The organism is Streptomyces sp. NPDC048637 (genome assembly GCF_040650675.1).
Classification (GTDB): Bacteria; Actinomycetota; Actinomycetes; order Streptomycetales; family Streptomycetaceae; genus Streptomyces.
The window spans coordinates 157,496-183,315 of the sequence record NZ_JBEZHQ010000003.1 but is presented as its reverse complement, the minus strand read 5'-3'; the positions used below and the strand labels follow the sequence as shown (position 1 = coordinate 183,315).

The window sequence follows — 25,820 nt, the reverse complement described above, 5'->3', positions numbered from 1 at the left end:
TCAGGCGCGCCCAGCGCACCCCGGAAATGGTGGCTCCCCGCGCTCACCGCGGGGAGCCGGCACACACCCGAACGGCCGGGCACTGGAACCATGCACCGAACCGGGAGTGCGGCTCCTGGCCTGGGAGGAGTCGACCGGTCCCGCGCCCCCGGCCGTTCCGCCGGGATGTGCCCCGGAGCCCGATGAGCGGATTCTCCGCGGCCGGGCACTTGCGCGGCGAGCCGGTATTGCATGATCATGCGCGACAATGCATACTCTTCCTATGTCTAAGGTCCTCACCTCCCTTCCCGCCGGCGAGCGCGTAGGTATCGCCTTCTCGGGCGGCCTCGATACCTCGGTCGCGGTCGCGTGGATGCGCGACAAGGGCGCCATTCCGTGCACCTACACCGCCGACATCGGCCAGTACGACGAGCCCGACATCGCCTCGGTGCCCGGCCGTGCGAAGACCTACGGTGCCGAGATCGCGCGCCTGGTCGACTGCCGCGCGGCGCTGGTCGAGGAGGGCCTGGCCGCCCTCACCTGCGGGGCGTTCCACATCCGCTCGGGCGGGCGTGCCTACTTCAACACCACGCCGCTCGGCCGCGCCGTCACGGGCACCCTCCTGGTCCGGGCGATGCTCGAGGACGACGTACAGATCTGGGGCGACGGCTCGACCTTCAAGGGCAACGACATCGAGCGGTTCTACCGGTACGGCCTGCTCGCCAACCCGCACCTGCGGATCTACAAGCCTTGGCTGGACGCGGAGTTCGTGACCGAGCTCGGCGGCCGCAAGGAAATGTCGGAGTGGCTGCTCGCCCACGGCCTGCCCTACCGCGACAGCACGGAGAAGGCGTACTCCACCGACGCCAACATCTGGGGCGCCACCCACGAGGCCAAGACTCTGGAGCACCTGGACACCGGCGTGGAGACGGTGGAGCCGATCATGGGGGTGCGGTTCTGGGACCCCTCGGTCGAGATCGTCGCCGAGGACGTGACGATCGGCTTCGACCAGGGCCGCCCGGTGACGATCAATGGCAAGGAGTTCGCCTCGCCGGTCGACCTGGTGATGGAGGCGAACGCCATCGGCGGCCGGCACGGCATGGGCATGTCGGACCAGATCGAGAACCGGATCATCGAGGCGAAGAGCCGCGGCATCTATGAAGCGCCCGGTATGGCCCTGCTGCACGCGGCGTACGAGCGCCTGGTCAACGCGATCCACAACGAGGACACCCTCGCCCAGTATCACAATGAGGGACGGCGCCTCGGCCGGCTGATGTACGAGGGCCGCTGGCTGGACCCGCAGGCGCTGATGGTGCGCGAGTCGCTGCAGCGCTGGGTCGGCGCGGCCGTCACCGGCGAGGTGACCCTGCGGCTGCGGCGCGGTGAGGACTACTCGCTCCTCGACACCACGGGCCCGGCGTTCAGCTACCACCCGGACAAGCTGTCCATGGAGCGCACCGAGGACTCGGCGTTCGGCCCGGTGGACCGGATCGGCCAGCTCACCATGCGCAACCTCGACATCGCCGACTCGCGCGCGAAGTTGGAGCAGTACGCCGGGCTCGGCCTGATCGGCACCGGCACTCCCGCCATCGGTGCTGCCCAGGCAGCCGCGACCGGGCTGATCGGCACGATGCCGGAGGGCGGCGCCGAGGCGATCGCCTCCCGCGGCGAGGTCTCCGGTGACGACACGATGCTGGACCGCGCCGCGATGGAGTCCGGCACGGACTGACCAGGTCCGTCGGGCGGAAAGCTCGGCATCCCTGAGGGGATGCAACGGAAAGGCCGGTTCGGCGCCCACGGCGTCGAGCCGGCCTTTCCGTTGCCCGGGCGTGGCGGGTGGCACCCCCCGCACCGCGCGAACCGGCGGTCGCTCGCGCGCGGGAAGGCGACCGGCCGGCCGCGAGGTGAGACCGGTGGGACCGCCGGTCCCCCAGCCCGACCACCGCCGGCCGGTCCGTCCCGCCCCCACGGGTGCGACCGCGCATACCCCCACAGGAGCTGGTAAGGTAAGCCTTACCTTACCTCGGGAGCCTCTATGCGTAACTTCGGTGGTGCGGACCAGCAGCCGACCAGCGCCGAACGAGTCCGGACGATCCTGGCCTCGGCACACTCGATGACGATGGTGGTCGACGGCCACAGCACAGAGGTGTCGCGCGGAGACGGGCCGGGACCGACGCAGCGCATCCACTTGCACCCGTCCCCGGTGGATGCCGGGCTCACCGGCGCGGCCGGGGCGGGCGAGCGGGTGCCCACCACACTGGAGTTCACGGATGTCGCCCCTCTCCCCGTGCGCGACCGGGTACGCGCACGCGTCACCCTGATGGGGTGGCTGACCTCACGAGACAAGGCGGCCTCGCCCGCTGGTGATTGCATGGAATTCGCCACGGCGGTGCTCGAAACGGCAACGTGCAAGGCCGGCATCGGCCTCGACGACTTGATGGCCGCTCCTGCAGACCCCTTGGCGACCTGTGAAGCCGACGTGCTCACCCACCTGATCGAGGAGCACAGCCACTACGTTCCGCTCCTGCTGCGGCTGGTCGAGCCCCGATTCCTGCAACTCATGGAACGTGTGGTGCCCCTGGCCATCGACCGGCACGGAATCGTCCTCCGCCTGGAGTACGCGCTCGGACACCGCGATGTACGGCTGCCCTTTCACAAGGCGCTCAGTGACGCCGATCAATTCGGCCTGCAGATCCAGGCGCTGCTCACCACCGCCCGGCGCTGCTCACACCACAACCGGCTGCTCAGCGATGAACGACGGCCGGGCGAGAACGCGATATCGCGGCGTAGCTGAACAGGCGGCACACGGCAGTCGCCAGATGTCACCCACAGCACCGGAAGGCCATGACCGGCGCCGGGGTGTCAGGGCCGGTATGCCTGCCGCAGTGCGCAGGTCCAGACGACGGCACGGGGAGTCGATGCGGCGTCGGCCGCCGAGCCGCCGACGCGCTGGTCGTCACTGACGGCGTACGCCTGGGAGGCGCCCTTCGGGGAGAGCCGGGGCAGCGCCAGCAGGGGGCCGGTGCCCGGCCAGATCTGGGCCTGTTCCGGGGGTGCCGTCTCCGGCGGGAACGGCCCGACCACGTGGCTGTCCAAAGCGGTGCCCACACTCACGTGGGTGGTGGGGCTGATGGCCTCGAAGGTGCCGCTGGTGCGCTCCCCGAGCAGTCCCGGTTCGCTCTCGACGGTGTACGGCGGCAGCCACTGGGTGGGGGTACGGGTATCCAGCCGCGTGAAGTCGTGGGTGCCCACGATGCGTCCGGCGCGGTCGATGTCCCGCGGATACCAGTAGTCGTACGGCACTCCCGCGGGCCAGAACCGCTGGAGGGGTACGGCTGCGGCGCCGCTCCGGGCGGGCCAGAAGAGCCCCGCCGACCACGACTCATCGCCCTTGACCGCCTCGCCGGAACCAGCGATCTGCCCGGCGTTGTTGAGGGCGGTGACGGAGGTGAGCGAGTACCCGGCCGGCGGCACGAGCCGGCGAAGAATCCGAGCGCCGTCCCATTCGAGGCCGATGAGGGCGCCGCCCTTGACCGCGTCGCCGACGATCAGGCCCCGGTCGTTGACGTCCGCGGCGTGGGCCCCCTCCGGCAGCAGGGTCACCGTGCGGGCCCCGACGCGGAAGCTGAAGGCGGCGGTACGACCCGCGCCGTGCAGAGACCCGACCATCAGCCCTTTCGCGTTGACGGCCGCGACCTCACCGCCGGTGAATCCGGTGGGCAGCGGTACGCGGTGGACCCGGGTACCGGCCCAGTACACGGGCAGGCCGCGCGATGCCCCCACCGCCAGGGCATTCGGCCCGAGGCCCTTGACCTGGCTGCCTCCTGAGCCGGGCAGCGAGGCCAGGACCTGGAGAGCCGGCCGGCAGTCCGCGGCCCGGCCGGCACCGTCGGCGGACCGGGCCGGTGAGGCCGGCGCCGGGCTCGCCGTCAGCAGGGATGTGAGGAACGCGGTCGCGACCACCGCCACCGCGGCACGGATGGGTCTTCGCATCGTGGTCTCCGTTTCCGAAACGCGGGAATCGTCCCGCCGACACTGGAATGAGCCGGTGAATGCCGGGAACGACCCGGCGACGCCGGAGTGGAGCAGTTCGGCCTGTGTACTCACGGAAGTTGACGCCGGAGTGGAGCAGTTCGGTCGGTGCGCTCAGGGGAGTTGACGCCGGAGTGGAGCCGTTCGGTCGGAGGTACTCACGGGAGTTGCGGCAGTGCAGCCGGTCACCACATTTCACGGCCGCCCGGAGCGGTTTTTCGCTCCCCCGCACCGGCTTGGGCATGTCCCGTGCGGGTCCGCAATGTGCCGGGAACTCCCCTACCCCTGGGGGAAGTTCCAACAACCGGCCCCTTTCCTACCGCACCCGTGACCGTTCAGGACGGCCCCGCCGCCCAATGGCCGGAAGTCGTCCGGGAGTGTCCGGGTCCGCGTCCGCGTCCGGCGAGTACTGATCGCGGCGCGTGTGCTGCAGGCCGCCGGGGGCACGATGCTCAACCCCGTGGCGATGGCGATCGTCGCCACCACATTCCCCGAGCCGGCCGCGCGGGCCAGGGCCAGGGCCATCGGCGTGTTCGGCTCGATGTCCGGTCTGTCACCGGCGCTGGGGCCGATCCTCGGCGGCGCCCTGGTCGACGGGTTCGGCCGGCACTCCATGTGCCTGCATCCCCGGGCCACCTCCCTCGCCCGGCGGTGATCGGGGACGAGGCCCCGCACCTGCCAAGAGCACCGTGGCCGATGGCACGATCCGCCCGGTCCGAGCACGGTCGTGCTCGACACGCAGGGCGTCCACGCCGCTGTGGGCTGCCCGACGAGACAACGGGGCGGGATCCGGTGAAGACGCCGCCTAGCTTGCGGTGTTGCTCGGTGTGGCCGGGTTGTCGCGCGCACCTGTCCCGGCGACGAGGGATCGGAAAGCGTCCAGGTCGCCGATGACCTCTTCGACGCGGTTCCGCTGCTGGTACATGCGGAAGTAGCGGGCGCCGATGGCATCAGGGCCGGCCTCGCCGTCGCCGGGGAGGATTGCCGAAGCGATGGTCACCGTCCCCACGTGGATTCCCTGTGGCTTGAGTTCAGCGTGCAGGGTGTGCGCCCAGTTCCGCAGCCCGGCCATGGCCATACCCACGTTCGCCAGAAAGGGTGCGGGGATGGTCGAGGAGACGCCGGTGGTCAGCAGCAGCGTGCCGTCGCCTCGCGCCAGCATCTCCGGCAGCACCTGGCCCACGGCGGTCACCGCGCCCAGCACCTGCAGCTCGAACTGCGCGGTGACGGAATCGACCGTGGTCTGTGCGGCGTGGGTGATCGGCCCGGTCGGGCTGGGACTGTATTCGAGGACGTCGACCGGTCCCAGCGTGTCCCTCACGGCGGCGAGGGCTGTGGTGAGCGCGTCGCGATCGCGGATATCAGCGGGAAACGCGGCAGCGGTGACGCCCAGTTCGGCCAGCTCACCCACCAGGGTCTGCAGCTTGCCCTCGGTACGGGCGACCAACCCGACCTGGAACCCCTGGCGGCCGAAGGCGCGGGCCACCCCCATCCCCAGCCCCGGGCCGGCACCGACAACCACGAGCGTCTTCGCCACGACAGATCCTTCCGGTCACAGCGGTCGGCCGGTGTTGCCCCGCCCCGGCGCCGACCACTTACTGCCTGTTAGTGACCCCATGATTTGTTACCGGGAAGGCCGCAACAAGACGGCACATTTTTGTCGGTGACGCACAGGGAGGTAAGGGTGGGTGTCACGACGGGCCGGGTCGGCACATCCGTCCCGCCCCACCCCCACGAGCCCGCTTACTCGCTTGTCACTGAAGCGTCGGCTCTTACAAGCTGGCGGATCATGTGCGCGCAGAGCGCACGCACAGCGCTCCGGGAGGATGCAAGAGTGAGCCGTTGGGTGGGAACAAAGACAGCGGATGGCGCTGCCGGGTCCATGAGCAGGGCGGAGGGCCGCGCGCTCGCCGCAGCCTCCGTCACCGTGGTGCTGTGGGCCTCGTCGTTCATCGCGATCCGCAGCTCCGCTTCGGATTTCGGGCCGGGCGCGCTCGCCCTGGGCCGGCTGACGGTGGCGTCTGTCGTGCTGAGCGTCCTTCTGCTGGCCCGCCGTGGTGGCTTCCCGCCCCGCGAGGCCTGGGTCGGCATCATCACCTCGGGAGTCCTGTGGTTCGGCGCGTACATGGTCGCGTTGAACTGGGGTGAGCGGCACGTGGATGCCGGCACGGCTTCCCTGGTCGTCAATGTCGGGCCGATCCTGATGGCGCTCCTGGGCGGTTGGCTGCTGAAGGAGGGCTTCCCGCCCAAGCTGATGGCGGGCATGGCGGTGTCGTTCGCCGGGGCCGTGGTGGTCGGACTGTCCATGTCCGGCGGCGGAGAGTCGTCTCTTTTCGGCGTACTGCTGTGCCTGCTCGCGGCGCTGACGTACGCGGTGGGCGTGGTACTGCAGAAGCCGACGCTGAAGCACGCCACCCCGATGCAGGTGACCACGTTCGGTGCGCTCGCCGGAATGGTGGCCTGCCTGCCGTTCGCCGGGCAGTTGGTGTCGCAGGTGAGCCGGGCTCCTCTGTCGGCGACGTTGCAGATGGTGTACCTGGGCGTCTTCCCGACGGCTCTTGCGTTCACCACCTGGGCCTACGCGGTGTCGCGTACGACCGTCGGGAAGATGGGTGCCACGACCTACGCGGTACCGGTGCTCGTCGTCTTCATGTCGTGGCTGTTCCTCGGCGAGGTGCCCGGATGGCTGACGCTCCTCGGTGGCCTCCTGTGCCTGTCCGGGGTGGCCGTGTCGCGGATACGGGGGAAGGCGCAGGCTCGGATCCCGGAGGACGGGCGACGGGGCCGGGCAGCCTCGCAGACCGACGGCTCGGCGGAGTCGGTGCGGTAGGCGGCTGTCGCCGGTTCCCCAGCGCACTCACAGCGGAGCACTGCCGCAGGGCCACAGGGAGCGATAGCGTGCGGAACGAGGTGGAATACACCACCAACGCTCCGAACAGATAAGGGGGTTGTTCTGGTATGAAACCGCCCAGACGCAGCGGCTTACGCAGAACTTTCGCCGTCATCATCACCGCGCTCGCCGTCACCCTCGGCATGGCCGCCCAGGCCGTCCCGGCCCAGGCCGACGACGGCTCGGGCCTGAGCGGCCTGACGTTCACGTCCGTCAACAGCGGCCGGAACCTGGACGTGCAGAACGGCAACACCGGTGACGGTGTCTTCATCGTCACCAACTCGGCGCCGGGCTACCACCAGAAGTGGAGCGCCGGCCCACAGCCCGACGGGTCGTTCACGCTCGTCAACGACGCCACGGGCAAGTGCATCGAAGCCGGCCACCCGCTCAAGCAGCGGTCCTGTTCCGGAGCGTCCGGCCTGCGCTGGTACTTCCAGCCGGTGAGCGGCGCCCACGACACTTTCATGATCCGTAACGCCGGCGACAACAAGTGCATCGACGTCGTCCTGGGCGCCCAGTACGACGACGCATGGACCCAGAGCTACGGCTGCAACGGCAGCAAGGCGCAGCAGTGGAAGATTCCCTCGTCGGCGACCGGCGCCGCGGTCAAGGCCGCGGTGGCCTATGCGTCGAAGCGCTGCCAGAAGGACGCAACGACCTGCTCGTGGACGAAGGGGTCGCAGGCCCCGGCCGAGCCGCTGCCGAAGCAGTGCATCTCTCCCGTCTGGTACAACGGCACCGAGGCGCCGGTGCCTTGGACGTTCTCGCTGAACACCTCCAGCGGCTGGTCGAGCCAGCTCGGTGTGTCCTTCACCTCGACCCTCGGCACAGGAATGGCGAGCCCGGTCCAGACCAGCGTCAGCCTCACTCTCTCCGGTCAGGTCACCTACGACCTGCGTACGGATCTCGGTAACAGCCTGACGATCTCCGTGCCGTCGCATCAGTACGGATGGGTGGCACTGTCGGAGCTGGCGACGAAGGTGACCGGTGAGTGGACCTTCGACGCGAACGGCCTCCCGTGGAAGGCGAACGACACGGTCACCGTGCCGCTGCGGAGCGATGACCAAGGCCGGTCCAGCATTTATCTGGCGCAGACCAGCCCGGACTTCACGACCTGCAACAGCTGATCCAGAAGGCGGGCCCGCACGGGTGGTGCGGGCCCGCCCCCTGACGTGTGAGGACGGCGCGCAACGCGGGCGGGCAGGCAGGCGGACAGGCAGGCAGTGATCGTGAGCCCTCGCACCGCTCCCCCGCCAGCCTCAGACGGCCATCGCCTCCTGGATCCACCGGTTCACCCGGTACGGGAGCCACCACAGCAGGGGCCCGGTGCGGGAGACCAGGCGCTCCTCCAGGAAGTCGGCGGCGATGGCCTCCGGCACGGCCCCGAGCGGCGCCCCGTAGGAGAGTTGGGTGATCGCCTCCTGGTATTCGGGCTCCTCGGCGGTGAAGCGGCGCAGTTCGCCCCAGCGGCGGTCGCGGATCTGGACGAAGCCGGGGCCCTGGCGCCACAGGCACTTGCAGAGATAGTGCCCGCTGCGCCACTGGGCGAGCGCGGCCACGGGATCGGCGGGGCCGGTGAGGGTCCGGGGCGGCTGGAGGTGGCTGAGGTCGCGCCAGCCGTCGTCGGGCTCCGGGGGCAGCCGCAGCTGCCAGTGGACCAGCACGGCGCGGGCCGTCAGATCGCGGATCAGGCACAGCCGCCGGACGGCGTGGGCGGCGCCGGCGGGGTCATCGGCCGCGGTCAGATCGATCTCGTCGGTGAACTCCACCCGGCGTGCCCCGAGTTCCCACAGCTGGGAGGCCTGAGCGTCCGGCGGGGCGGTCAGATCGACGGCGCCCAGGCTCATGCCGGGCAGGGCGCAGGCGTCCTCGTCGTAGTCCCGCCAGGCGTGGAGGGTCAGTGCTCGGGGGGCGGGGGCGGCGGTGCTGGTCATGGCGTTCTCCTGCGGGGCATGGATGTCCTGCTGCGGGCCGGGCGGTGTTCAGGCGTGGGCGACGAGGGCCCGGGCGGCGGCGCCCGGCTGTTCCTGCGGGGCGGCCGCGGCGTGGGTGTGGCGCATGAAGTCGAGCCGCAGCAGGTCCTCGTTGACGGCGGCCGGTGCCAGATGGACGTACTGACCGCCGTCGGTGAAGACCAGCCCGAGCGTCACCCAGTGCTGGAGGAGCGCATGCACGGCAGCCTCGTCGACGGGGTGCCCCGGAAGACGGGCGGCGAGCTTGCGGGTCAGCGCGGCGGGGGCGTGCGGCTGGTCGAGCAGCCGGAAGGCCGCGATCTCGGTGGGCGCGGTCAGTTCCATGGCGCCCCAGTCGAAGGCGCGCCGGCGGCTGACGAGCACGATGCGGTCGCCGAGGTCCGCGTGGGTGAGCCTGCTGTCGGCGTGGTGCTTCTTCCAGGCGCCGAGAGCATCGTTGAGCGAGGTGACGGTGGGCTCGGTGATACCGCGTTCGGGTGCCTCGAAGACATAGGCCATGTCGAGGAGTTCGGACTCGGGCAGGTCGTAGGTGAAGCGGTAGTGCTCCTCGGGGCGCAAACCGGTGAAGCCGAGCTCGGGCCGGTTGAAGTACGGGCTGAAGCGTTCGATGGCGATGCGGGCGGACAGGTCGACCGGCGGGTCGAGGTGTTCCAGGGCCGGTATCTGGGCGATGACCGGCTCGTAGTCGGCGGCGCTCTCGCCGGGGAAGCCGTGGAGGTAGTTCCAGGAGACGGAGAGCCCGGTCTCGGCTCCGTCCCGGAGCATCCGGACGTTCTGGCAGCCGCTCACGCCCTTGTCCATCAGGTCGAGCACCCGGCTGTTGAGGCTCTCGATGCCCGGCTGGACGTAGATCATTCCGGCTTCGGCCAGGGTGCGCAGCTGGGGCCGGCGCATGTTCGCCTTGATCTCGATGTGCATCCGCAGGTCGTGGCCGCTGTCGATGATGCGGGGCAGGACGGTGGTGAGGTAGCCCATGTCGAGGATGTTGTCGACGAGGTACATGTCCAGCACCCGGTGGCGGCGGGCGAGTTCCATGATCTCGTCGTAGAAGGTCTCGGGGCTCTTGCTGCGGAACTGCATGAAGGAGCCGTTGAGACCACAGAAGGTGCAGTGGTGCTTCTCCCCCCACCAGCAGCCGCGGGCTCCCTCGACGACGAGCTTGGGCTCCACCCAGTTGCGGGCGACGGAGGAGGCCAGTCGCTCGAAGTAGCCGCTGTAGTCGGGCGGCAGGATGGTGGCGGGCGGCAGGGGGCGGGTGCTCATCGGGTTGGCGACGCTTTCGCCGTCGGCGCCCCGGTGGCACAGCCCGGGGACGGCGGACAGGTCGCCGCCCTCGTCGAGCGCGGTGAGCAGCTGGGGGAAGGCGGCCTCTCCTTCGCCGCGGACCACGAAGTCCAGGAACGGGAAGTTGCGGTGGGTGGCGGCGCCCTGCTCGGCGTCGCAGTTGGCCCCGCCCATGACGGTTCTGATGTGCGGGGCGAGGCGTTTGACGTACTTGACGGCGGCGAGCGCGGCGGTGTTCTGCTGGAAGGTGGAGGTGAAGCCGACGACGTCGGGGCCGGCCGCGACGATCCGCTCGGCGATCTCCTGCACGAACTCGGGTACCACGCGGTGCAGTTCCTTGGACATCCGCAGCCGTTCGGCACGCAGCTTGCCGCGCATCGAGACGCTGAACTCCGGTACGCGCCACTCGGGATCGTCGTACAGGGCGGAGGAGAACACCCAGTCGCCGCATCCCATGAAGTACGAGGAGAGCGCGTAGAACTGGTAGTCGTCCGCGGTGAAGGCGGTCCGCCGGGTGATCCAGTCGGTGAACTCCAGGTTCGCGTGCAGGACATCGGCCCGGCCGGAGGTACGCTCGTCGACGCTTCGTCGCAGGATGCCGAGTGCGAGGGACGGCAGGTCGATCGGGGACCAGGGCATGTTGACCAGCAGAACGCGCATGGCGGCTCCTCGTACGGCGGGTGGGGTGGGAGGTGGCCGGCGGCCGGCCGGTGATGTGCGCGGGTCCGGCCGGCCCGGTGTGCCACCGGGCCGGCCGGGGAAGGTCAGTCCTCCTCGGTGTCCTCGGCGTTGCGGAACGGCACGGTCACCGTGATGCCGATGCCCGGCCTGCGGTTCTCCTCGTCACCCGCGAGCGGGTCGTTGTGGATGATGTCCTTCTGCATGGCTGCTCCTCTTCTGCCGGTTGTGGAACGGTTCTCACGATCCGGGGGTACCGGACGGGCCGGTGCCTCCGGGGACCCCGTCCACCGGGGGACGGGGGGTTCGGTGGGCCGCGGGGGCGCGGCGCAGATGCTGGTCCAGGAAGCCCATGGCACGGTGCAGAACGGCCACGTGGTCGGCGCCGGTGTAGCCGTCGTGGCCGGTCTCCAGCCACATCGACTCGTGTGCCGCACCGGCCTGCCGCAGCGCGCCGAGATAGCTCCGTACCTGGCCGGGCGGGCATTTGGCATCGCGGGTGGCGGCGATCACCAGCAGCGGGGCACGGACATCGGCGGCGTAATGGAGGGGTGAGCTCCGGGCGTAGCGCTCGGGCACGGCGTCGGGCGTGCCGCCGAACAGCCGCTCGTCCAGGGCACGCAGGGCGGGGGTGCCGGTGCGGTAGGCCGCCGCGCAGTCGGCGACCGGTTTGACGGCGACGCCCGCCTGCCAGAGGTCCGGCCGGGTGCCGAGCGCCAGCAGGGCCAGGTAGCCGCCCCAGGAGGTGCCCCACAGGCCGATCGCGTCCGCTCGGGCGAGTCCGCGGCGGAGCAGATCGGCACGGACCGCGACGAGGTCGGCGACCTGGGTGAGCCCGACGCCCCCGCCGTACGCGGCGCGCCAGCGGGGGCCGTAGCCGGTGGAGCCGCGGTAGTTGACCCGGGCGACCGCGAACCCGGAGGCGACCAGGGAGTGCACCTCCGGGTCGTAGGCGTCCCGGTCGTGGTCGGCGGGGCCGCCGTGCACCAGGAACACCAGCGGGGGCCGCCGGCCGGTCACCGGCTCCGGGGTACTGAGCAGGGTGTGCACGGGGCCGTCCGGGCCGGGGGTCCACAGTGCGCGGTGCCGGCCGGGCGCGGGGGCGGGCAGGGTGGCGAGTTCCGGGAGCCGGGTGCCGGCGGTGGAGCACATCCGGGGCGGGGTGGCGGTGTCGGTCCAGAGGTAGTGCACCTCGTCGCCCTGGTGCGGGGCGGCGTCGAGCAGGGTGCCGGGCGGGGAGGGCAACGGGGTCAGGGTGCGCCGGTCGAGGTCGGCCGCGGCGAGGGTGGAACGGCCGTGACGGTCCTGGCGGATGAGGACCCGGCGTCCTGCGGGGTACCAGCGTGCGGTGATCTCGGTGTCGAAGCGGCACCAGTCCTGGGGCAGCAGCCCGCCGCCGGGCCGCCACGTCGCGAACCGGTAGTGGTCGTCGTGCTCCTGGACCAGCAGCAGCTCGGTACCTGCCGGGGACGGCGCGAAGCCGAGCGCCCACAGCCGGCCGTGGCGTCCGGAGAGCTGGTCGAGCACCGCCCCGGAGCAGGTCACGAGGGTGACCGCCCGCTCGGAGCCGGCCGCCCCGGACAGTGCCAGCAGCCCGCCCGAGGGAGCGATGCCCGCCAGCAGCGCCGGCCCGTCGACGCTCCGCACCTGCCGGGCCGGACCCCCCGGTCTCCCGAGGTGGACGGTCATCCCCCGGCCGTCCCCCAGGCCGATGGCCACGGTCCCGGCGTCGCTGACGGCGAGGCCGTGCGGGAGGCCCGGCGGCAGGCCGGTCAGGCCCGGCTGCCGCGCTCCGCCCGCGAAGTCCTGGAAGTACCACCGCCCGAGGCCGCTCGCGTCCTCCGCGAACCACCACACCCGGGCATCGGCGTCGAGGGCGCAGTGCAGGGTGCCGTGCGGGCTGTCGGTGACCTGGCGGGCGGTGCCGGTGGCGGCGTTCCAGGTGAAGATCTCGCAGCGGCCGTCGGCGTCCGCGGCCAGCGCCATCTGCGCGGGGTCGCGCGGGCAGACCTCGGGGAGCGCCGGGTGGTAGACCCGGAAGCCGGCGCCGGAGGGCGGCAGTGCGGCGGGGTGTGCCGCGGTGGTGCTCATGCGGGCTCCGTTCCGGCGCGGCGGGTGCGGGCCGGTGCCGTGCAGGTCGTGTAGAGCGCGAGCACGGCCAGCAGCGCGGCGCAGCCCATGCGGGTGGCGGCGGCCCCGGCCCGGTCGGCCGACACCCCGGCCAGAGCGGGCGCCACAGCCGCGGCCGCGCCCGACACGGTGGCCAGTACGGTGCCGGTGCGGGCCTGGAGTCCGGGTGGGACGACCTGGATGATCCGGGCCTGCAGCGCCACGGTGGCCACCGGCGTCAGCAGACACAGCAGGCCGAACAGCAGGCCGAAGTGCCAGGCGTCGCGGGCCGCCGCCAGGGCCGCGGCGGGCGGCACCATCAGCCAGGAGACCGTCACCAGCACGCGGCCCGCGGAGCGCCGGCCGGCGATCCGGGGGGCGGCCAGCGCACCGGCCAGGCCGGCCGCCCCGGCGAGCGCGAGGACCAGGCCCAGCGGTGCCGCGCCCCGGCCGTGGTCCTGAAGGGCGAAAACCGTCGTGTAATACAGCGCGACGAGCAGGGCGTTGACGGCCGCGATCCACAGCAGGGCCAGCCGCAGGAAGGGGTCGCGGCGGATCAGCGACAGCCCGGCCCCGGCCCCGGCGGACAGGGCCCGCCGACCGCGGCGCGCCGGGCCGGCCGGGGTCGGCCGCGCACGGTGCGCGGAGAGCGGGGAGCGCATGGCGCAGACGCAGCCCGCCGCGAGGGCGTACGAGAGGGCGTCCGCCAGGAAGGGCAGCCAGCGTTCGGCGTGGAAGAGCAGCCCGCCCAGTGCGGGCCCGAGCACCAGTGCGCCCCGCTCCCCCGCCTGTAATCGGGACAGGACGCGCCGGTACTCCGCGGGCGGGCACACCAGGGCGACGGTGCCGAGCGCGGCCGCCTCGTAGCAGGAGGTCGCGCAGCGCTCGACGAGCACGGCGGCGACGAGCACGGCCATCGGGACCGGGCCCGCCGCGACGGCGACGGTGACGCCGGCCATCGCGGCGGCGGAGACCAGCGCGGAGCCCACCATCAGGTGCTTGCGCGCCCCGCGGTCGGCGGGAACGGCGGCGAACGGGCCGAGCAGCAGCGTCGCGGCCGCGGAGAGTCCGGCGAGGGCACCGACCTCGGCGGGGGACCGGCCGAGCGTCAGCAGCAACAGCGGCAGAACGAGCCCGGAAGTCTGGCTGCCCAGGGCGTCACAGGTGCCCGCCCACCAGAACAGCCGGATGTCGCGCCGGACGTGGGGCAGCGGAGCGGCCGGTGCCACCGCCGGGGCGGAGCCGGTCATCAGGCACGGCCCGGGGCCGGTCTCGCGGTGCCACGGCGGGCACCGCCGTGCGAGGGCCGTGCCGGGCGGTCCATGCGGCCGTACGTCGGGCCGTCCACCGCCGTGTCCCGGGAGGAGGCGCGCGATAAGTCGTAGGGGGCGCCGCCTGCCGGGGATACCGCTGACCGTTCCATGCGAAGCCACCTCACATATGTGGGCAGATCGTGAAGATCGCCTCACCAATAGGTCAACTTGCGGAGGAAATGTGCCCGAATCGTGCCGGAGCTTAGCCAGACAGTGACGTGGGCCACAAGGTGTGCGCGAGGAACACCTTCGAGCGGACCGGCCGGGCGGACCCGGCGCCCCCGACCAGGGATCCGGCGCCCTCCACTCCTCGTGTTAGCTACTGCAAGCCGTCAATCCGGTGTCGCCTTCGGGGGGCGGGGTGGCGTAGTCGCGTTCCTCATCGCCGAGTTGCTTCACATGTTCCGGCGCGCGCGCACGAGCGCGAGCCGCCCTGCGCCGGTGGGTGAGCAGGGCTGACGCGAGGGCGGCCCCCATGCCCACCCCCACCCGACGTCGGCGGCGCGGGACATACACCGGCCATCTCCCCTACCTCTTAAGGGAGTTGACCCCGTATCGAGCAAAACCGGTTCACGCCCTTGAGCGCAGCGCCGACTCGGGTGACCGTTCCCCCCTGCCCTTGTCCCGGCCTGCCTCACCCGGATTGTTGGAGGCATCCGAACCGGTGGGCCGCCGGCCCTTTCCGGGGAGCTCAGCAGTCGGCCCACCCGTTGTCAGCCCGTTGGCCCTCCGAGGCGACCGGCGGCCGGGGCCCCTGCACCCGCGAATGAGCACCCCGGAAAGAATCCGTCAGGGCGTGATCTCCACCAGGTGCGCGTACTCCTTGCCGAGCTGCGACATGGCGTGCGCGAACTCCTTCCGGGAGATGGCCTCTTGCAGCGTGCCGAGGACCGCCCGTACACCGCGGTCGGCTTCCGGCCCGGACAGACCGGTGCGCCGACGCACTCTGCGGATCGACTCGGCCGGCCCGAAGACCACCATCTCTGCCCGCCCCTGCTGGAGCGAGACACGCAGCGGTTCGGGAAGTTCAAGGGCCAGATCGCGGGCTTCGCCGCCGCTCAGACGCAGTGCGAGCGTCTCAAGAGTGGCGCGGGTGAGATCGGCCGCTTCCTGCCGCGAGAGCCCCGCGCGGTCCGCCACTGCCCGGAAGAACTCCTTGTCGTCCATGCGAGCCTCCACATCGGAATCGAGAGACGGGCGAGGGAGGCAACCTCACCCACCACCTTGCCACGATCCCCCGCCCACCGTCGGGCCACCACCCGCTGCACGGCCGCGACCACCGAAAGTCACCAGGTCACGGGCAGTCCGTGGCCTCCACCGGACCCTTCTCCGGACCCGCCACCGGACCCGTCGCCGGAACGACGGCTGCGGCAGCACGCCGTTGCCGGGTGCCGGGCCGTGCTCCCGTTGCCGAGGCCCGGGGCGGGAAGGCGGTCAGCGGCAGGGGGTGACCGGTGCGCGCCACAGTCCGACGATCGCGTCGATCAGGCCCGTGGCCGCGTCATGCCAGCTGGCGCGCGGGGTGGAGGTGCTCCCGGCGAGGGCGCGTTCATGCTCGGCGCAGGTGTGCACGATCAGCCGGCGGGCCATCGCCCCCCGCTCGATATGGACGTCGGCCGGCAGCTCGGGCAGGCACCGGTTCAGCCCTTCCAGCGTCTGCCGCAGCGCCGGGGAGGCCAGCGCCTCCTCGGCCACGATGTCCTGCAGCGCCGGGTCGGTCATGACCTGGGCACAGAACCGCGCGAACCAGGTGGGGCTGCCCGTCGAGGCCAGATGTTCGGTGGTGGGCCGCACCAGGCAGGCCACCCAGTCCCCGATGTCCGACGCGTCGCCGACCCCGGCGAGCATCCGCACGCGCGCCTGCTCGATCTGCTCGGTGTGTTTCCGGGTGATCGCCCGCACCAAGTCGGCCTTGGTGCCGAAGTGGTAGCCGACCGCGGCATTGTTGCCCTGTTCTGCCGCTTCGCTGACCTGGCGGTTGGACACCGCGTAGACACCGCGCTCGGCGAACAGCCGCTCCGCGGCGTTCAGGATCCGCTCCCTGGTCTCGCTGACCTGCTCGGCCCGCGCCGTCCTGCCTGCCCGCATCACCACCTCACCGGGAGTTCGCTCAGCCCGCCGACGACCAGTCCCTCAAGCGGGCACAGGTCTTCCGCCGGGACGGCGAGTTCCAGTGCGGGAAGCCGTCGCAGCAGCACCTCAAGAACGGCCTGCAGTTCGGTGCGGGCCAGCGCCTGCCCCAGGCAGGAATGGGCCCCGGCACCGAAGGCCAGATGGGCGTTGGGGCTGCGGTCGAGCACCATGTCCTCGGCGCCGCCGAAGACCTGCTCGTCCCGGTTGGCCGCGGCCATGCTGCACACCACGGTGGTTCCGCGGGGCAGCATGGTTCCCGCCACTTCGGCGGCCTCGCCGATATAGCGCGGCATACCGAATCCCGGGTTGGCGTCGAACCGGAGCGCCTCCTCCACCGCCGTACGCACCAGGGAGCGGTCCGTGAGCAGCTGCTCCCAGCGGCGCCGGTCGGCCAGCAGCATGGCCACCATCTTGCCGATCATGTTGGCCGTCGTCTCGTGCCCGGCGACCAGCAGCGCCTGACCGGTGGCCACCAGTTCCCGGTCCGACAGCCCGCCGCCCGGGGCCTCCGCCGGGTCCAGCAGCGCACTGAGCAGATCGTCGGTGGGACGGGCCCGCTTCGCGGTGACATGGCCGCTCATGTAGTCGGCGAACTCGGCCTGCGCCGCCGCGACTTCGTCCTGCGGGTAGCGGGTCAGGTTGAGCATGGTGTCGGACCAGTACGCGAAGCTGTCCCGGTCCGAGTCCGGGACACCCAGCAGGTCGCAGATGACCCACACGGGCAGCGGAAAGGCCAGCGCGGCCTTGAGGTCGGCGGGCTGTCCGCGCTCGGTCATCTCGTCGATGAGCCGCTCGGCCATCGCTTCGATTCCGGGCCGGAGGGCGGCCATCCGCCTGGCGGTGAACCACTTCACCACGGCCCGGCGCCATCGCTGATGCTCGTCGCCGGACTGGGGAAGCGTCGTGGCCAGCGAGTCGCTGAACACTCCCCCGGAGTCGCCGGCCGAGATCCGGGCCGCGTCGTCGGCGTTCAGCAGCCGGGTGAAGCGGGGGTCGGACAGTACCTGCTTGACGTCCTCATACCGCGTCAGAAGTGACGCACTGTCACCGCTGGGCAGTGTCACCTTCGCCACCGGGCACTCCCGGCGCAGCCGCGCCCACTCCGCCGGCGGCTCCAGGGCCGCCGTACTGGGTATCGGATAGCTCAGCGCCTGCTGCCCGTCGCTCCGCTCCATCACCGTCTCCTCCGGTCCGGCCGTCTCCCGTGCTCAGGCAACCCGGTGGAGCGACCTAAGTCAAGCAACTGATTTAAATTGGCCGAGAAGGCAAGAAGGGCGGGAAGGGCCGTGCGGAGCCGCGCCGCGAAGGCGTCCGACCTGGCGTGCGGCCGGGCCAGGCGCCTTCCGCGCGAGCCGGAATCCCCCGTCGAGCCGGGCCGGTCAGCCCGGCTGGTTCGCCTTGGTGCCCGATGCCGCGCCGGCCCGCGGCGAGCCGTCGCAGAACGCGGCGGCCCCGCAGAGGGCGGATTCGGGACGGACGGGGACGCCGTTGGTGCGCAACACGTCACGGACATCGAGGATCAGCGGGAAGACCTCCTGGTTCCAGTCCTCGCCCTGCTCGTCCCAGGCCCGCTGCTCGGCCTCGACCGCCATCCGGTCCTCGGCGAACACCCGCTCGGTGAAGCGCCGGATGAACGGCCAGGCGAGATGCAGGGCACCCGGGACCGGCGGCTTCGCAATCATGAGCAGGCCATAGGCATGATGGGTGCGCTGCTCCGCATCCTCCGGAACGTAGGCCGCCCAGAGGGAGAATGCCGGAAGTTCGGCGTTCTCGGGAACCGCTTGGAGGGTCTGATAGGGGTACTCGGTGCGGACGGTGATGACGTCGGGCGAATCGCCTCCGCCGAAGCCCTCGCCATTCATCAGACCGGCACCGCGGTCCTTCTTTCCACCGGCATGAACGAACAGATACCGGGCCTCCACGAAATCCGGACCCGTTTCGTATCCGAGGAGCTTGGGCTGGATCTTGCCGAGGACGCCGCGGTGCAGGAACTGGTGGTTCATGTCCAGCAGATTTTCGTGCATGAACGAGTAGTGGCAGCGCACCGTGCGCGAAAACACCATGGTCTTGTGCTTGGCCGAATCATATTGCGGCAGTTCGGGCAGCGGGGTCGTGGCCGCCTTCTCCGGATCACCCGGGAAGACGAACACCAGGCCGTACGATTCGCGGACCGGATAGGAGCGCACACCGCGCGGCGGCCGGTCGACCCCCTTGGGCAGATACGGGATCTGCGAGATCCGGCCGTTCCCACGGTAGGCCCAGGCGTGATAGCAGCAGCGCAGCGTCTCGCCTTCGACGACGCCCATGCTCAGCGGGACCTGGCGGTGGGCACACCGGTCCTCCAAGGCGAAGACCGCGCCGCTCTCGCCGCGATAGAGCACGATCCGCTCCCCCGCGAATACCGCGGCGAATGTCTTGTTCTTCGGCACGCTTCCGGATACCGCGACCGGGTACCAGAAATTGGGATGGATTCCCGTACGCCGGAGGTCGGCCGTCGCTCCGGGACGGTGTTCCCGCACAGGATCCGGGCCACCGGCCGGCCCGGCCGCAATGGTCCCGGGCCTTGCGGGCTGAGCCTTGGTCATACGTTTCTCCCTCGCACGCGGGTCAGTGATACGGAACGGGGAGAACGCCGGGTGCCCGGCGGGCAGCGCGCCTTTTCCGTTCTCCGCGATCATCTTGTGCCTTTCCCCCGGTATGGCGGCAATCAGACTCGCCCCGGAGGGTGACTAAGGGCTGTCCCGTAATCCCTGGTGGATCAGCGCACGGCGTCAGATGCGGTACATCGCAAGGCGGAGGGACGTCCGGATACTGGGCGTATTCGGATGTTCCGACAACGCGGCGAGGTGCCGTAGCTGTCGTCGTGCGCCCGCCAGGGATTACGGGACAGCCCTTAGGCCGTTTGGCATCCGAGCGGCGCGCGCCCGGTACCTCACGAAGATCCGCTGGAGGGTTTGTCCCGTACGGCCGAGAGATGCGCGGAGTCCGTCCCGCCGTCCCGGCCGTGGCTCCCCGCCGGTACAGCGAAGCCCTGGCCCGTGCTGTCGGGCCAGGGCTCCCCGTTCGTCCGGCGCGTCGGATCGGCGCGGCGCGGCACCGTCGACGGACCGGGCAGGGACCTCAGGACCAGCGGACCGGGAGATGCCACGGGCCGCGGAGCAAGGCGCCGAGCCGCCAGCTCAGGTCGGCCGGGTGGGCGTCCAACTCCAGCTTCGGGCAGCGCTCCAGGAGCGTGCGCACCGCGATCCGGGCCTCCAGGCGGGCGAGCGGGGCACCGAGGCAGAAGTGGATGCCATGGCCGAAGGCCACATGGCCGCGGGCGGTGCGGGTGATGTCGAAGCGGTCGGGATCGTCGAAGCGGAGGGGGTCGCGTCCCGCGTCGGCGATCACGGGGAGCACGACCTCGCCACCGCCGGGGATGACCGTGCCCGCTATGTCGGTCGGGGCGATGGTGAAACGGAAGGTGGAGGTCTCCAGCGGCCCGTCGTAGCGGAGCATCTCCTCGACCGCGCCGTCGATCAGCGACAGATCGGCGCGCAGCGCCGCGAGTTGGGCCGGGTGGGTGAGCAGCGCCAGGACGCCGTTGGAGATGAGGTTGCCGGTGGTCTCGTACCCGGCGATCAGTAACAGCTGGGCCATGCCCAGGAGTTCCTCATGGCTGAGCCGGTCGCCGTCCTCGTCGCTCACCGCGATCAGATCGCTCAGCAGGTCGTCGCCGGGGCGGGCGCGCTTGGTCTCCACCAGCCGGTCGAGATAGCCGGTCATGGCCGCCAGGGCTTCCCTGGTCTGCGGTGTGGGGGCGCCGACCATCAGGATGTCGGTCCAGGTACGGAAGGTGCCCCGCTCCAGGAAGGGCACCCCCAAGAGCTCGCAGATGACGGTGATCGGGAGCGGGAAGGCCAGCGTCTCGACGAGGTCGGCGCGGCCATCGGGGGCGGCGAGCATCGTCTCCAGGAGCTCATCGGTCAACTCTTGGACGCGCGGTGCGAGGGACGCCACCCGGCGCGCGGTGAAGGCACGGGCCACCAGGCCGCGCAGCCGGGTGTGCTGCGGCGCATTGGCACGGAGCATCGATATGCCACTGGACACCGGCTGCATCGGCTGCGCGGACGAGGCGTGCCGCCACTCCTTCGACAGCCGGGGATCGCTGAGCGTCGCGCGTACCGCGTCATAGCCGACGACCAGCCAGACGACCGTGCCGTCCGGGAGCCGTACGCGATGCACCGGGCCCCGCTCGCGCAGCCGCGCGTACACCTCATAGGGATCGCGGACGAAGTCCTCCCCCATTGCCGCCAGATCAACTGTCCCCACCGGTTCCGTGGTCATCCGGCCTCCTGTCCGTCGTGACGCTGCCTCGGGACGACTGGGTACGGAGGAACCCTCCCCGGCGGCGGAGCCACTAACCGCGGCCCGCGCCGAAATGCCGGGCGGCCCGGCCGGGTACCGGATGCCCGGCGATACGGGTGCGCCGGAGCCGCCGCTGCCGCCGTCCCCCTCGGGCCGGCGGCAGAATGCGGCCTCCAGGGCCGGGCCCGTCTACCGCTGGATCAGGTACAGCAGCAGAGCGGAGATGGCGGCCCCGGTCATCCCCTCAATGGCATGGGCGGCTGTGAAGCGGGCGTACTTCCTGAGCCACAGGCGCCGTGGCTTCTCGGGAACACGCGGCGGGGGTTGCTGAGTCACATGCTCACGTTGAGCTTCTGACCTGCGGCTTTGACGGATGGCCCGGCGGGAGAGTGGCGGGATCACACTCTTGTGCGGGTGGGAGAGGCGGGGGCGCCGCCCGCCGATCGCCCCCGTATTCGCTCTTTCCGGGGCGTCGCCGCCCGGCGCTCCCGAGGCGCGGAGCCGCAGAGCCCGGCGGCGCCTGACATAGCGTCAACACACGTAAGAGCCTCCTGACATCGGTGCGGATGTCGCCATCCGCACCGAGCCAGAAGGCCCTCACCTCGTCGGAGCCTGCCGCCCTGGGCGTGTCACCCGTCACCCACGTTCCGGGACAACACGCCTGGGCCGCGCTCGCCAGGAACGGAAGGGGACGATCCCTGCCGAGGCACCGGCGCGGTGGCTCTGCTCGCCGGGTTCACCGCGGAAGCGGACTCCCGCGGGCCGGCGCCGCTCCGTGGGCGCCGGTGGAGGAGCGTCCGCTCACACGTAGGTGTATCCGCCGGCGACAATCGTGCTGCCGGACGGCGTGGTGACCACGACGGGGACATTGCCGAGCGGGCCGGGCGGGGTGAAGCCGACCAGCGCCGTACCCGAGGGGTTGACCGAAACCCCCGTCGCCGCCACCCCGTTGAACGTGACCAACGCCCCGCCCAGATTGCTCCCCGTGATCACAAACGCCGTACCACCCGCCGTACTGCCCGACGACGGCGACAGCGACGCGGCCACCGGCGGCGGCGGTGCCGTGTAGGTGTACCCGCCGGCGACGGCGGCGCTGCCCCCCGGTGTGGTGACCACGACCGGGACATTGCCCAGCGCACCGGCAGGAGTGAAGCCGACCAGCGCCGTACCCGAGGGGTTGACCGAAACCCCCGTCGCCGCCACCCCGTTGAACGTGACCAACGCCCCGCCCAGATTGCTCCCCGTGATCACAAACGCCGTACCACCCGCCGTACTGCCCGACGACGGCGACAGCGACGCGGCCACCGGCGGAGGTGCCAGGTAGGTGAATCCGCCGGCGACAGTGGTGCTCCCGGCCGGTGTGGTGACCACGACCGGGACGTTGCCGGCGGGGCCGGGCGGCGTGGTGCCGGTGAGCACTGTGCCCATGGCGTTGATGGACACGCCGAGGGCCGGGACGCCGTTGAAGGTGACCGTCCCACCGGTGAGGTTGGTACCGATGATGGCGAACGCGGTGCCGCCGGTGGTGGGCCCGCTGGTGGGGACGAGCGTGGTGACCGTCGGACCGCTCGGCGGGGTGACGGTGTAGGTGTAGCTCACCGCATTGCTGTGGCCCCTCGGTGTGGTGGCGATGACCTGGACGGTGCCCGCGGCGTGCGCCGGTGCGATGACGGTGACCGAGTTGCCGGAAGGGTCCTGGGCCACGATGGTGGCGGGGACGCCGCCGAAGGTGACCTGGCTCGTGCCCAGCAGGCCCGACCCGGTGAGCAGGACGGTGTTTCCTCCGGAGGTCGGCCCCGAGGCCGGAATGGCCTCGTACAGTCTGGGATATCTGGGCCAGTCTCCACCGCCCCCGTCCCCGCCGGGCCAGGAGCCCGGGGCCTGCGGATTTACTAGCTGCTGTATGACGTCGGACATGACTTCTCCCTGGGCAGCCGCCGCTCCGTCGCCGTTTCACGAGTCCATTCGTGAACGGGCATTCGCGGAGCGGAAGGTGCCGCCGTCGAATGTTGGGTGCCTGCGACGGTAGGGTTCCCGGCGGATCGGAAGAAGGCGTGTACGTGACAGCAATGATGCGTTCGGCGATCAAAATGACAATACGCAGATGAGCGTCACCCTCGCCTGAGGGGCCGGCGTACGCCGGTATTCCGCCGCTTCTTTTCCCGCGCCGTGGGTGCGAGCGGCAGGCGTGCGGGATGCGGCTGCGGCCGCTACGTACCGAAAGCGGCCTGCTGATGTCATGCGACGGGCCCGGGGACGGATATCCCTCGCCCCCGGGCCCCTTCCTACTGCGAATCCCCTGGCGGAGGGGAGGGTCTGTTACAGGTGGTAGATGGTCGCGGGCCAGTTGGCCTTCCAGTTTCCGTCGCCGAACTGGAGGTTGACGGAACACCGGCCGATGTTGCCGTCACAGTTCAGGCTGTTCGCCGGAACGGGAGCCGCGAGCCGTGTGCCGTCGGCGGACCGGAACGCCTGGTGGAAGATGTTCGCGGACCAGCTCGCCCGCCAGTAACCGTCGCCGAACTGCAAGTTGGCAATGCACTTTCCGGTGTCGCCGTCGCAGTGGAGAGCGGTCACCGGAACGGGAGCGCGGTAGGCGGACCGGGGTGTCTGGTGGAAGATGTTCGCGCCCCAGCTGGCCTTCCAATTGTTGTCACCGAAGCGGAGGTTGGCCGTGCACTGATGGGTGTCGCCGTCGCAGTTGAGTGCAGTCACCGGAACCGGAGCGGCGGTGGCCGGGCCGGCCAGCCCGATGGCCAAGGCCGCGAGAGCAGCGCAGGTGCCGACGATGGTGCGTCGCATAGCCGTGTCCTTCCGTCGTGGGCGCGCAGCGCGCCCGACCACAGAGAAGGATCTGCTGAATTCCCTTCGCTCCGAGGGCGCGCGTAAGGGCCTTCAACAGAAGGTGTGAATGCCCGCACCAACGCCCGAGCCGGATTCTGCACTGTTTCCCGGAGGTGGTGGTGAACGGCGCATACGGAGTGTCCCAGGAGCGCGAAGAAGGCGCACTCACGGCCTCCCGGGCTTCGTGCGGACTGTGCTCCGGGCACGGTCCGGCTCTCCCCCGGCCGCCTCGGCGGACAGCTGCTTCCGTGCGTGTCGCCTGCGGGGATGAGGACGGCCTCTCGGCGGGTAGGTTCTCAGATTCGCGGGTGCGGCACTGAGGGGCGTACCGCTCAGCCGTGGAGACGAACCCCGTCGCCGCAGCACCGGCGGCCGGGCAGCGGGCAGCCCCCTGATGAGCTGCTGGAGTGGAATTCCCCGCGACTGCCCCGGCGCTTTTCCGCCCGGGTTGATTCTGAACGTGCCGAGGGTCCAGCGGTAAGAAATGCCGCTGGACGAGCCGGTCGCTTCCGGCCGTCCCATGCGTCGTGGGCGAGCTGCGCTCACCGGTACGGGTGACCTTGTGCTCCGGTTGGCGTCGGTGCTTCTGCGAGGCGGCAGGTTCGGTGCTGGGCTGGCGGCACAAGCCGTACACCGGCTGGTTTTGGTGTGCCCTTGTGCCCCTTCCGTATCGACCTCCACCTCTGCGTGCCGGGAGCCGGCTTCGCCTGCGTGCGAAATCCCCGCTGCCCCCGAAGCACCCGCAGCTCCCCCGAAGGAGAAAAGTGACCACTACTTCGTTGCGTCCGACTGGTGCTCCGGAAATCGAGCAGCTTCCGGAACCGCCGCTGCGCAGGTCCAGGGAAATCCAGGGCAATATTCTTGCCGCTTTCAACAAGGACTACATGGCGTTCCGCTATGTGCGCTTCACCAACGGTGCAGGCGGCCGTGGCTGGCTTTCCGTCATGCTGAACACGGTCTCGGTGACCGCCACGGTCGAGGACTTCAATGAGGAGTTCTCCCTTTCCCGCCGGGCCTATGGCCAGGATCCGTCCATCGCCGCGACCTGGGTCGGGGTGTCCTTGACGTTCCAGGGCCTGCTCCAGGTCGCCCGGGAACCCGACAAGGTGAAGCAGGATCTGGCGCCGTTCGGATCGTTTGTGAAGGGCGCGGCCGGACAGGCGGCGGACCTCGGCGACGACGGTACGAGCGCACCCGAGCACTGGCGATTCGGCTCGGACCGGACCGACGTACATGCCGTACTGATCGTCGCCGCGGACACGGAGGCGGCGCTGAACGAAAAGCTCAAGAATATCGCCGCCGCGGATTCGGCGCACGAGGTGACGCTGGTCCACCAGGACGACGGCCGCACCCTGACCGGAGATCTGCGCGGACACGAGCACTTCGGGTACAAGGACGGCATCTCCCAGCCGGGAGTCAAGGACTTCCACCGCGAGGACCGGGAGAACGCCGGTTTCCGGGACAACCGCCCGGGGTCCAACCTGGTCGAGCCCGGCGAGTTCGTCTTCGGCTACAAGAGCGAGAGCGGAGCACCGCCCGAGGCTCCCAAGTGGCTGGACAACGGTTCGCTCCAGGTGGTGCGCCGGCTTGCGCAGGACGTGCCCGGCTGGAATGGAGCCGTGGAACGCGAGGCGGCCAAGTTCCGTCCGGACGGCATCTCCGCCGACCGGCTGGGCGCATGTCTGGTCGGCCGGAAGAAGGACGGCACGCCCCTCGCGCAGGGCGAGAACCCGGTGACCGGGGTCGGTCCGGAGCGCAACGATTTCACCTACGAGAACGACGGCCAGGGGAAGCAGACCCCGTGCGCCGCGCACATCCGCAGGTCGCATCCCCGTCACTTCGAGCCCACCCAGAAGCACCGTGTCATGCGCCGCGGCATTCCGTACGGTCCCGCGTACACGGGCAGCAACGGGGACGCGGAGCGCGGCCTGATGTTCGTGTGCTACGGCACCTCGCTGGAGCGGCAGTTCGAGTTCCTCCAGCGGGCCTGGTCGAACAACCCCAACTTCCTGCCCGGAACCAGTGGTGCGCCCAACGGCATCGACAAGGTGACCGGCACCATCAGGCAGGGCGGTTCCGGCAGCCCGGACGCCCGCATCGTGCTGGCCGACGGCCAGGAAGGCACCGTCTCGATGAACCGGTTCGTGCAGACCACGGGTGCGGTGTACGCCTTCACCCCGTCCATCAGCACCCTGCGGCGGCTCGCCGCGAACGAGTCCCTGCACGAGAAGGGCTGAG

The 25,820-nt window shown here is 70.8% G+C and carries 20 protein-coding genes; 6 read left to right on the top strand and 14 right to left on the bottom strand.

All coding sequences use genetic code 11. The features are described 5' to 3' along the window. Window positions 1–262: 262 nt before the first annotated feature. Both argG and AB0C46_RS05985 read left to right on the top strand, forming a co-directional pair. Complete coding sequence (argG, locus tag AB0C46_RS05990; RefSeq protein WP_362826035.1) at window positions 263–1,708, top strand: argininosuccinate synthase; 1,446 nt, start codon at window positions 263–265, stop codon at window positions 1,706–1,708. 306 nt (window positions 1,709–2,014) lie between these two features. Next, entirely contained in the window at window positions 2,015–2,773 is a 759-nt protein-coding gene (locus AB0C46_RS05985) for a DUF2470 domain-containing protein (protein WP_362826034.1), read from the top strand. A gap of 68 nt (window positions 2,774–2,841) precedes the next feature. On the opposite strand, the gene AB0C46_RS05980 is transcribed toward AB0C46_RS05985, so the two are convergent. After that, on the bottom strand, window positions 2,842–3,972 hold the full coding sequence (locus AB0C46_RS05980; protein ID WP_362826032.1) for a hypothetical protein: 1,131 nt from the start codon (window positions 3,970–3,972) through the stop codon (window positions 2,842–2,844). 448 nt (window positions 3,973–4,420) lie between these two features. Between AB0C46_RS05980 and AB0C46_RS05975 the strand changes: the two genes are divergently transcribed. Further along, a complete protein-coding gene (locus tag AB0C46_RS05975) occupies window positions 4,421–4,666 on the top strand; it encodes an MFS transporter (RefSeq protein WP_362826430.1) in 246 nt (81 codons plus the stop codon). A gap of 150 nt (window positions 4,667–4,816) precedes the next feature. On the opposite strand, the gene AB0C46_RS05970 is transcribed toward AB0C46_RS05975, so the two are convergent. Further along, entirely contained in the window at window positions 4,817–5,548 is a 732-nt protein-coding gene (locus AB0C46_RS05970) for an SDR family NAD(P)-dependent oxidoreductase (RefSeq protein WP_362826031.1), read from the bottom strand. 345 nt (window positions 5,549–5,893) lie between these two features. Here AB0C46_RS05970 and AB0C46_RS05965 point away from each other — a divergent pair, with 345 nt between their 5' ends. Together AB0C46_RS05965 and AB0C46_RS05960 are read left to right on the top strand one after the other, a co-directional pair. Then, a complete protein-coding gene (locus AB0C46_RS05965; RefSeq protein ID WP_362826029.1) occupies window positions 5,894–6,841 on the top strand; it encodes a DMT family transporter in 948 nt (315 codons plus the stop codon). 128 nt (window positions 6,842–6,969) lie between these two features. After that, entirely contained in the window at window positions 6,970–8,028 is a 1,059-nt protein-coding gene (locus tag AB0C46_RS05960; protein ID WP_362826027.1) for an RICIN domain-containing protein, read from the top strand. Between the two features lie 132 nt (window positions 8,029–8,160). Here AB0C46_RS05960 and AB0C46_RS05955 read toward each other — a convergent pair whose 3' ends face one another. The 12 genes from AB0C46_RS05955 to AB0C46_RS05900 form a co-directional block, all read right to left on the bottom strand. Next, window positions 8,161–8,835, bottom strand: a complete 675-nt coding sequence (locus AB0C46_RS05955) for a DUF5825 family protein (RefSeq protein WP_362826025.1) — start codon at window positions 8,833–8,835, stop codon at window positions 8,161–8,163. Window positions 8,836–8,883: 48 nt separating this feature from the next. Then, window positions 8,884–10,818 (bottom strand): RiPP maturation radical SAM C-methyltransferase, encoded by a 1,935-nt coding sequence (locus AB0C46_RS05950; protein WP_362826023.1) that lies wholly within the window; start codon window positions 10,816–10,818, stop codon window positions 8,884–8,886. A 258-nt stretch (window positions 10,819–11,076) separates the two neighbouring features. Next, window positions 11,077–12,927 carry an alpha/beta fold hydrolase gene (locus AB0C46_RS05945; protein WP_362826022.1) on the bottom strand — a complete coding sequence of 617 codons (1,851 nt, stop codon included), beginning with the start codon at window positions 12,925–12,927 and terminating at the stop codon, window positions 11,077–11,079. Further along, the gene (locus AB0C46_RS05940; protein WP_362826021.1) at window positions 12,924–14,195 is read right to left on the bottom strand and encodes an MFS transporter; all 1,272 of its coding nucleotides are present in this window, start codon (window positions 14,193–14,195) and stop codon (window positions 12,924–12,926) included. The genes AB0C46_RS05945 and AB0C46_RS05940 overlap by 4 nt, the downstream gene beginning before the upstream one ends. A gap of 852 nt (window positions 14,196–15,047) precedes the next feature. Then, complete coding sequence (locus AB0C46_RS05935; protein WP_362826020.1) at window positions 15,048–15,425, bottom strand: DUF2267 domain-containing protein; 378 nt, start codon at window positions 15,423–15,425, stop codon at window positions 15,048–15,050. Between the two features lie 267 nt (window positions 15,426–15,692). Then, window positions 15,693–16,346, bottom strand: coding sequence for a TetR family transcriptional regulator (locus AB0C46_RS05930; RefSeq protein WP_362826018.1), 654 nt, complete (start codon window positions 16,344–16,346; stop codon window positions 15,693–15,695). Then, window positions 16,346–17,566, bottom strand: a complete 1,221-nt coding sequence (locus AB0C46_RS05925) for a cytochrome P450 (RefSeq protein ID WP_362826017.1) — start codon at window positions 17,564–17,566, stop codon at window positions 16,346–16,348. The genes AB0C46_RS05930 and AB0C46_RS05925 overlap by 1 nt, the downstream gene beginning before the upstream one ends. Window positions 17,567–17,770: 204 nt before the next feature. Beyond that, on the bottom strand, window positions 17,771–18,976 hold the full coding sequence (locus AB0C46_RS05920) for an aromatic ring-hydroxylating dioxygenase subunit alpha (protein ID WP_362826015.1): 1,206 nt from the start codon (window positions 18,974–18,976) through the stop codon (window positions 17,771–17,773). Between the two features lie 535 nt (window positions 18,977–19,511). Next, complete coding sequence (locus AB0C46_RS05915) at window positions 19,512–20,717, bottom strand: cytochrome P450 (protein ID WP_362826014.1); 1,206 nt, start codon at window positions 20,715–20,717, stop codon at window positions 19,512–19,514. 210 nt (window positions 20,718–20,927) lie between these two features. After that, window positions 20,928–21,074: a hypothetical protein gene (locus AB0C46_RS05910; protein ID WP_362826012.1), complete on the bottom strand. Its 147-nt coding sequence runs from the start codon at window positions 21,072–21,074 to the stop codon at window positions 20,928–20,930. 465 nt (window positions 21,075–21,539) lie between these two features. Next, window positions 21,540–22,655, bottom strand: a complete 1,116-nt coding sequence (locus AB0C46_RS05905; protein ID WP_362826010.1) for an IPT/TIG domain-containing protein — start codon at window positions 22,653–22,655, stop codon at window positions 21,540–21,542. A 402-nt stretch (window positions 22,656–23,057) separates the two neighbouring features. Next, window positions 23,058–23,540, bottom strand: coding sequence for a hypothetical protein (locus AB0C46_RS05900; protein WP_362826008.1), 483 nt, complete (start codon window positions 23,538–23,540; stop codon window positions 23,058–23,060). 806 nt (window positions 23,541–24,346) lie between these two features. Between AB0C46_RS05900 and AB0C46_RS05895 the strand changes: the two genes are divergently transcribed. Then, window positions 24,347–25,819, top strand: a complete 1,473-nt coding sequence (locus tag AB0C46_RS05895) for a Dyp-type peroxidase (protein WP_362826006.1) — start codon at window positions 24,347–24,349, stop codon at window positions 25,817–25,819. Window position 25,820 lies beyond the last annotated feature (1 nt).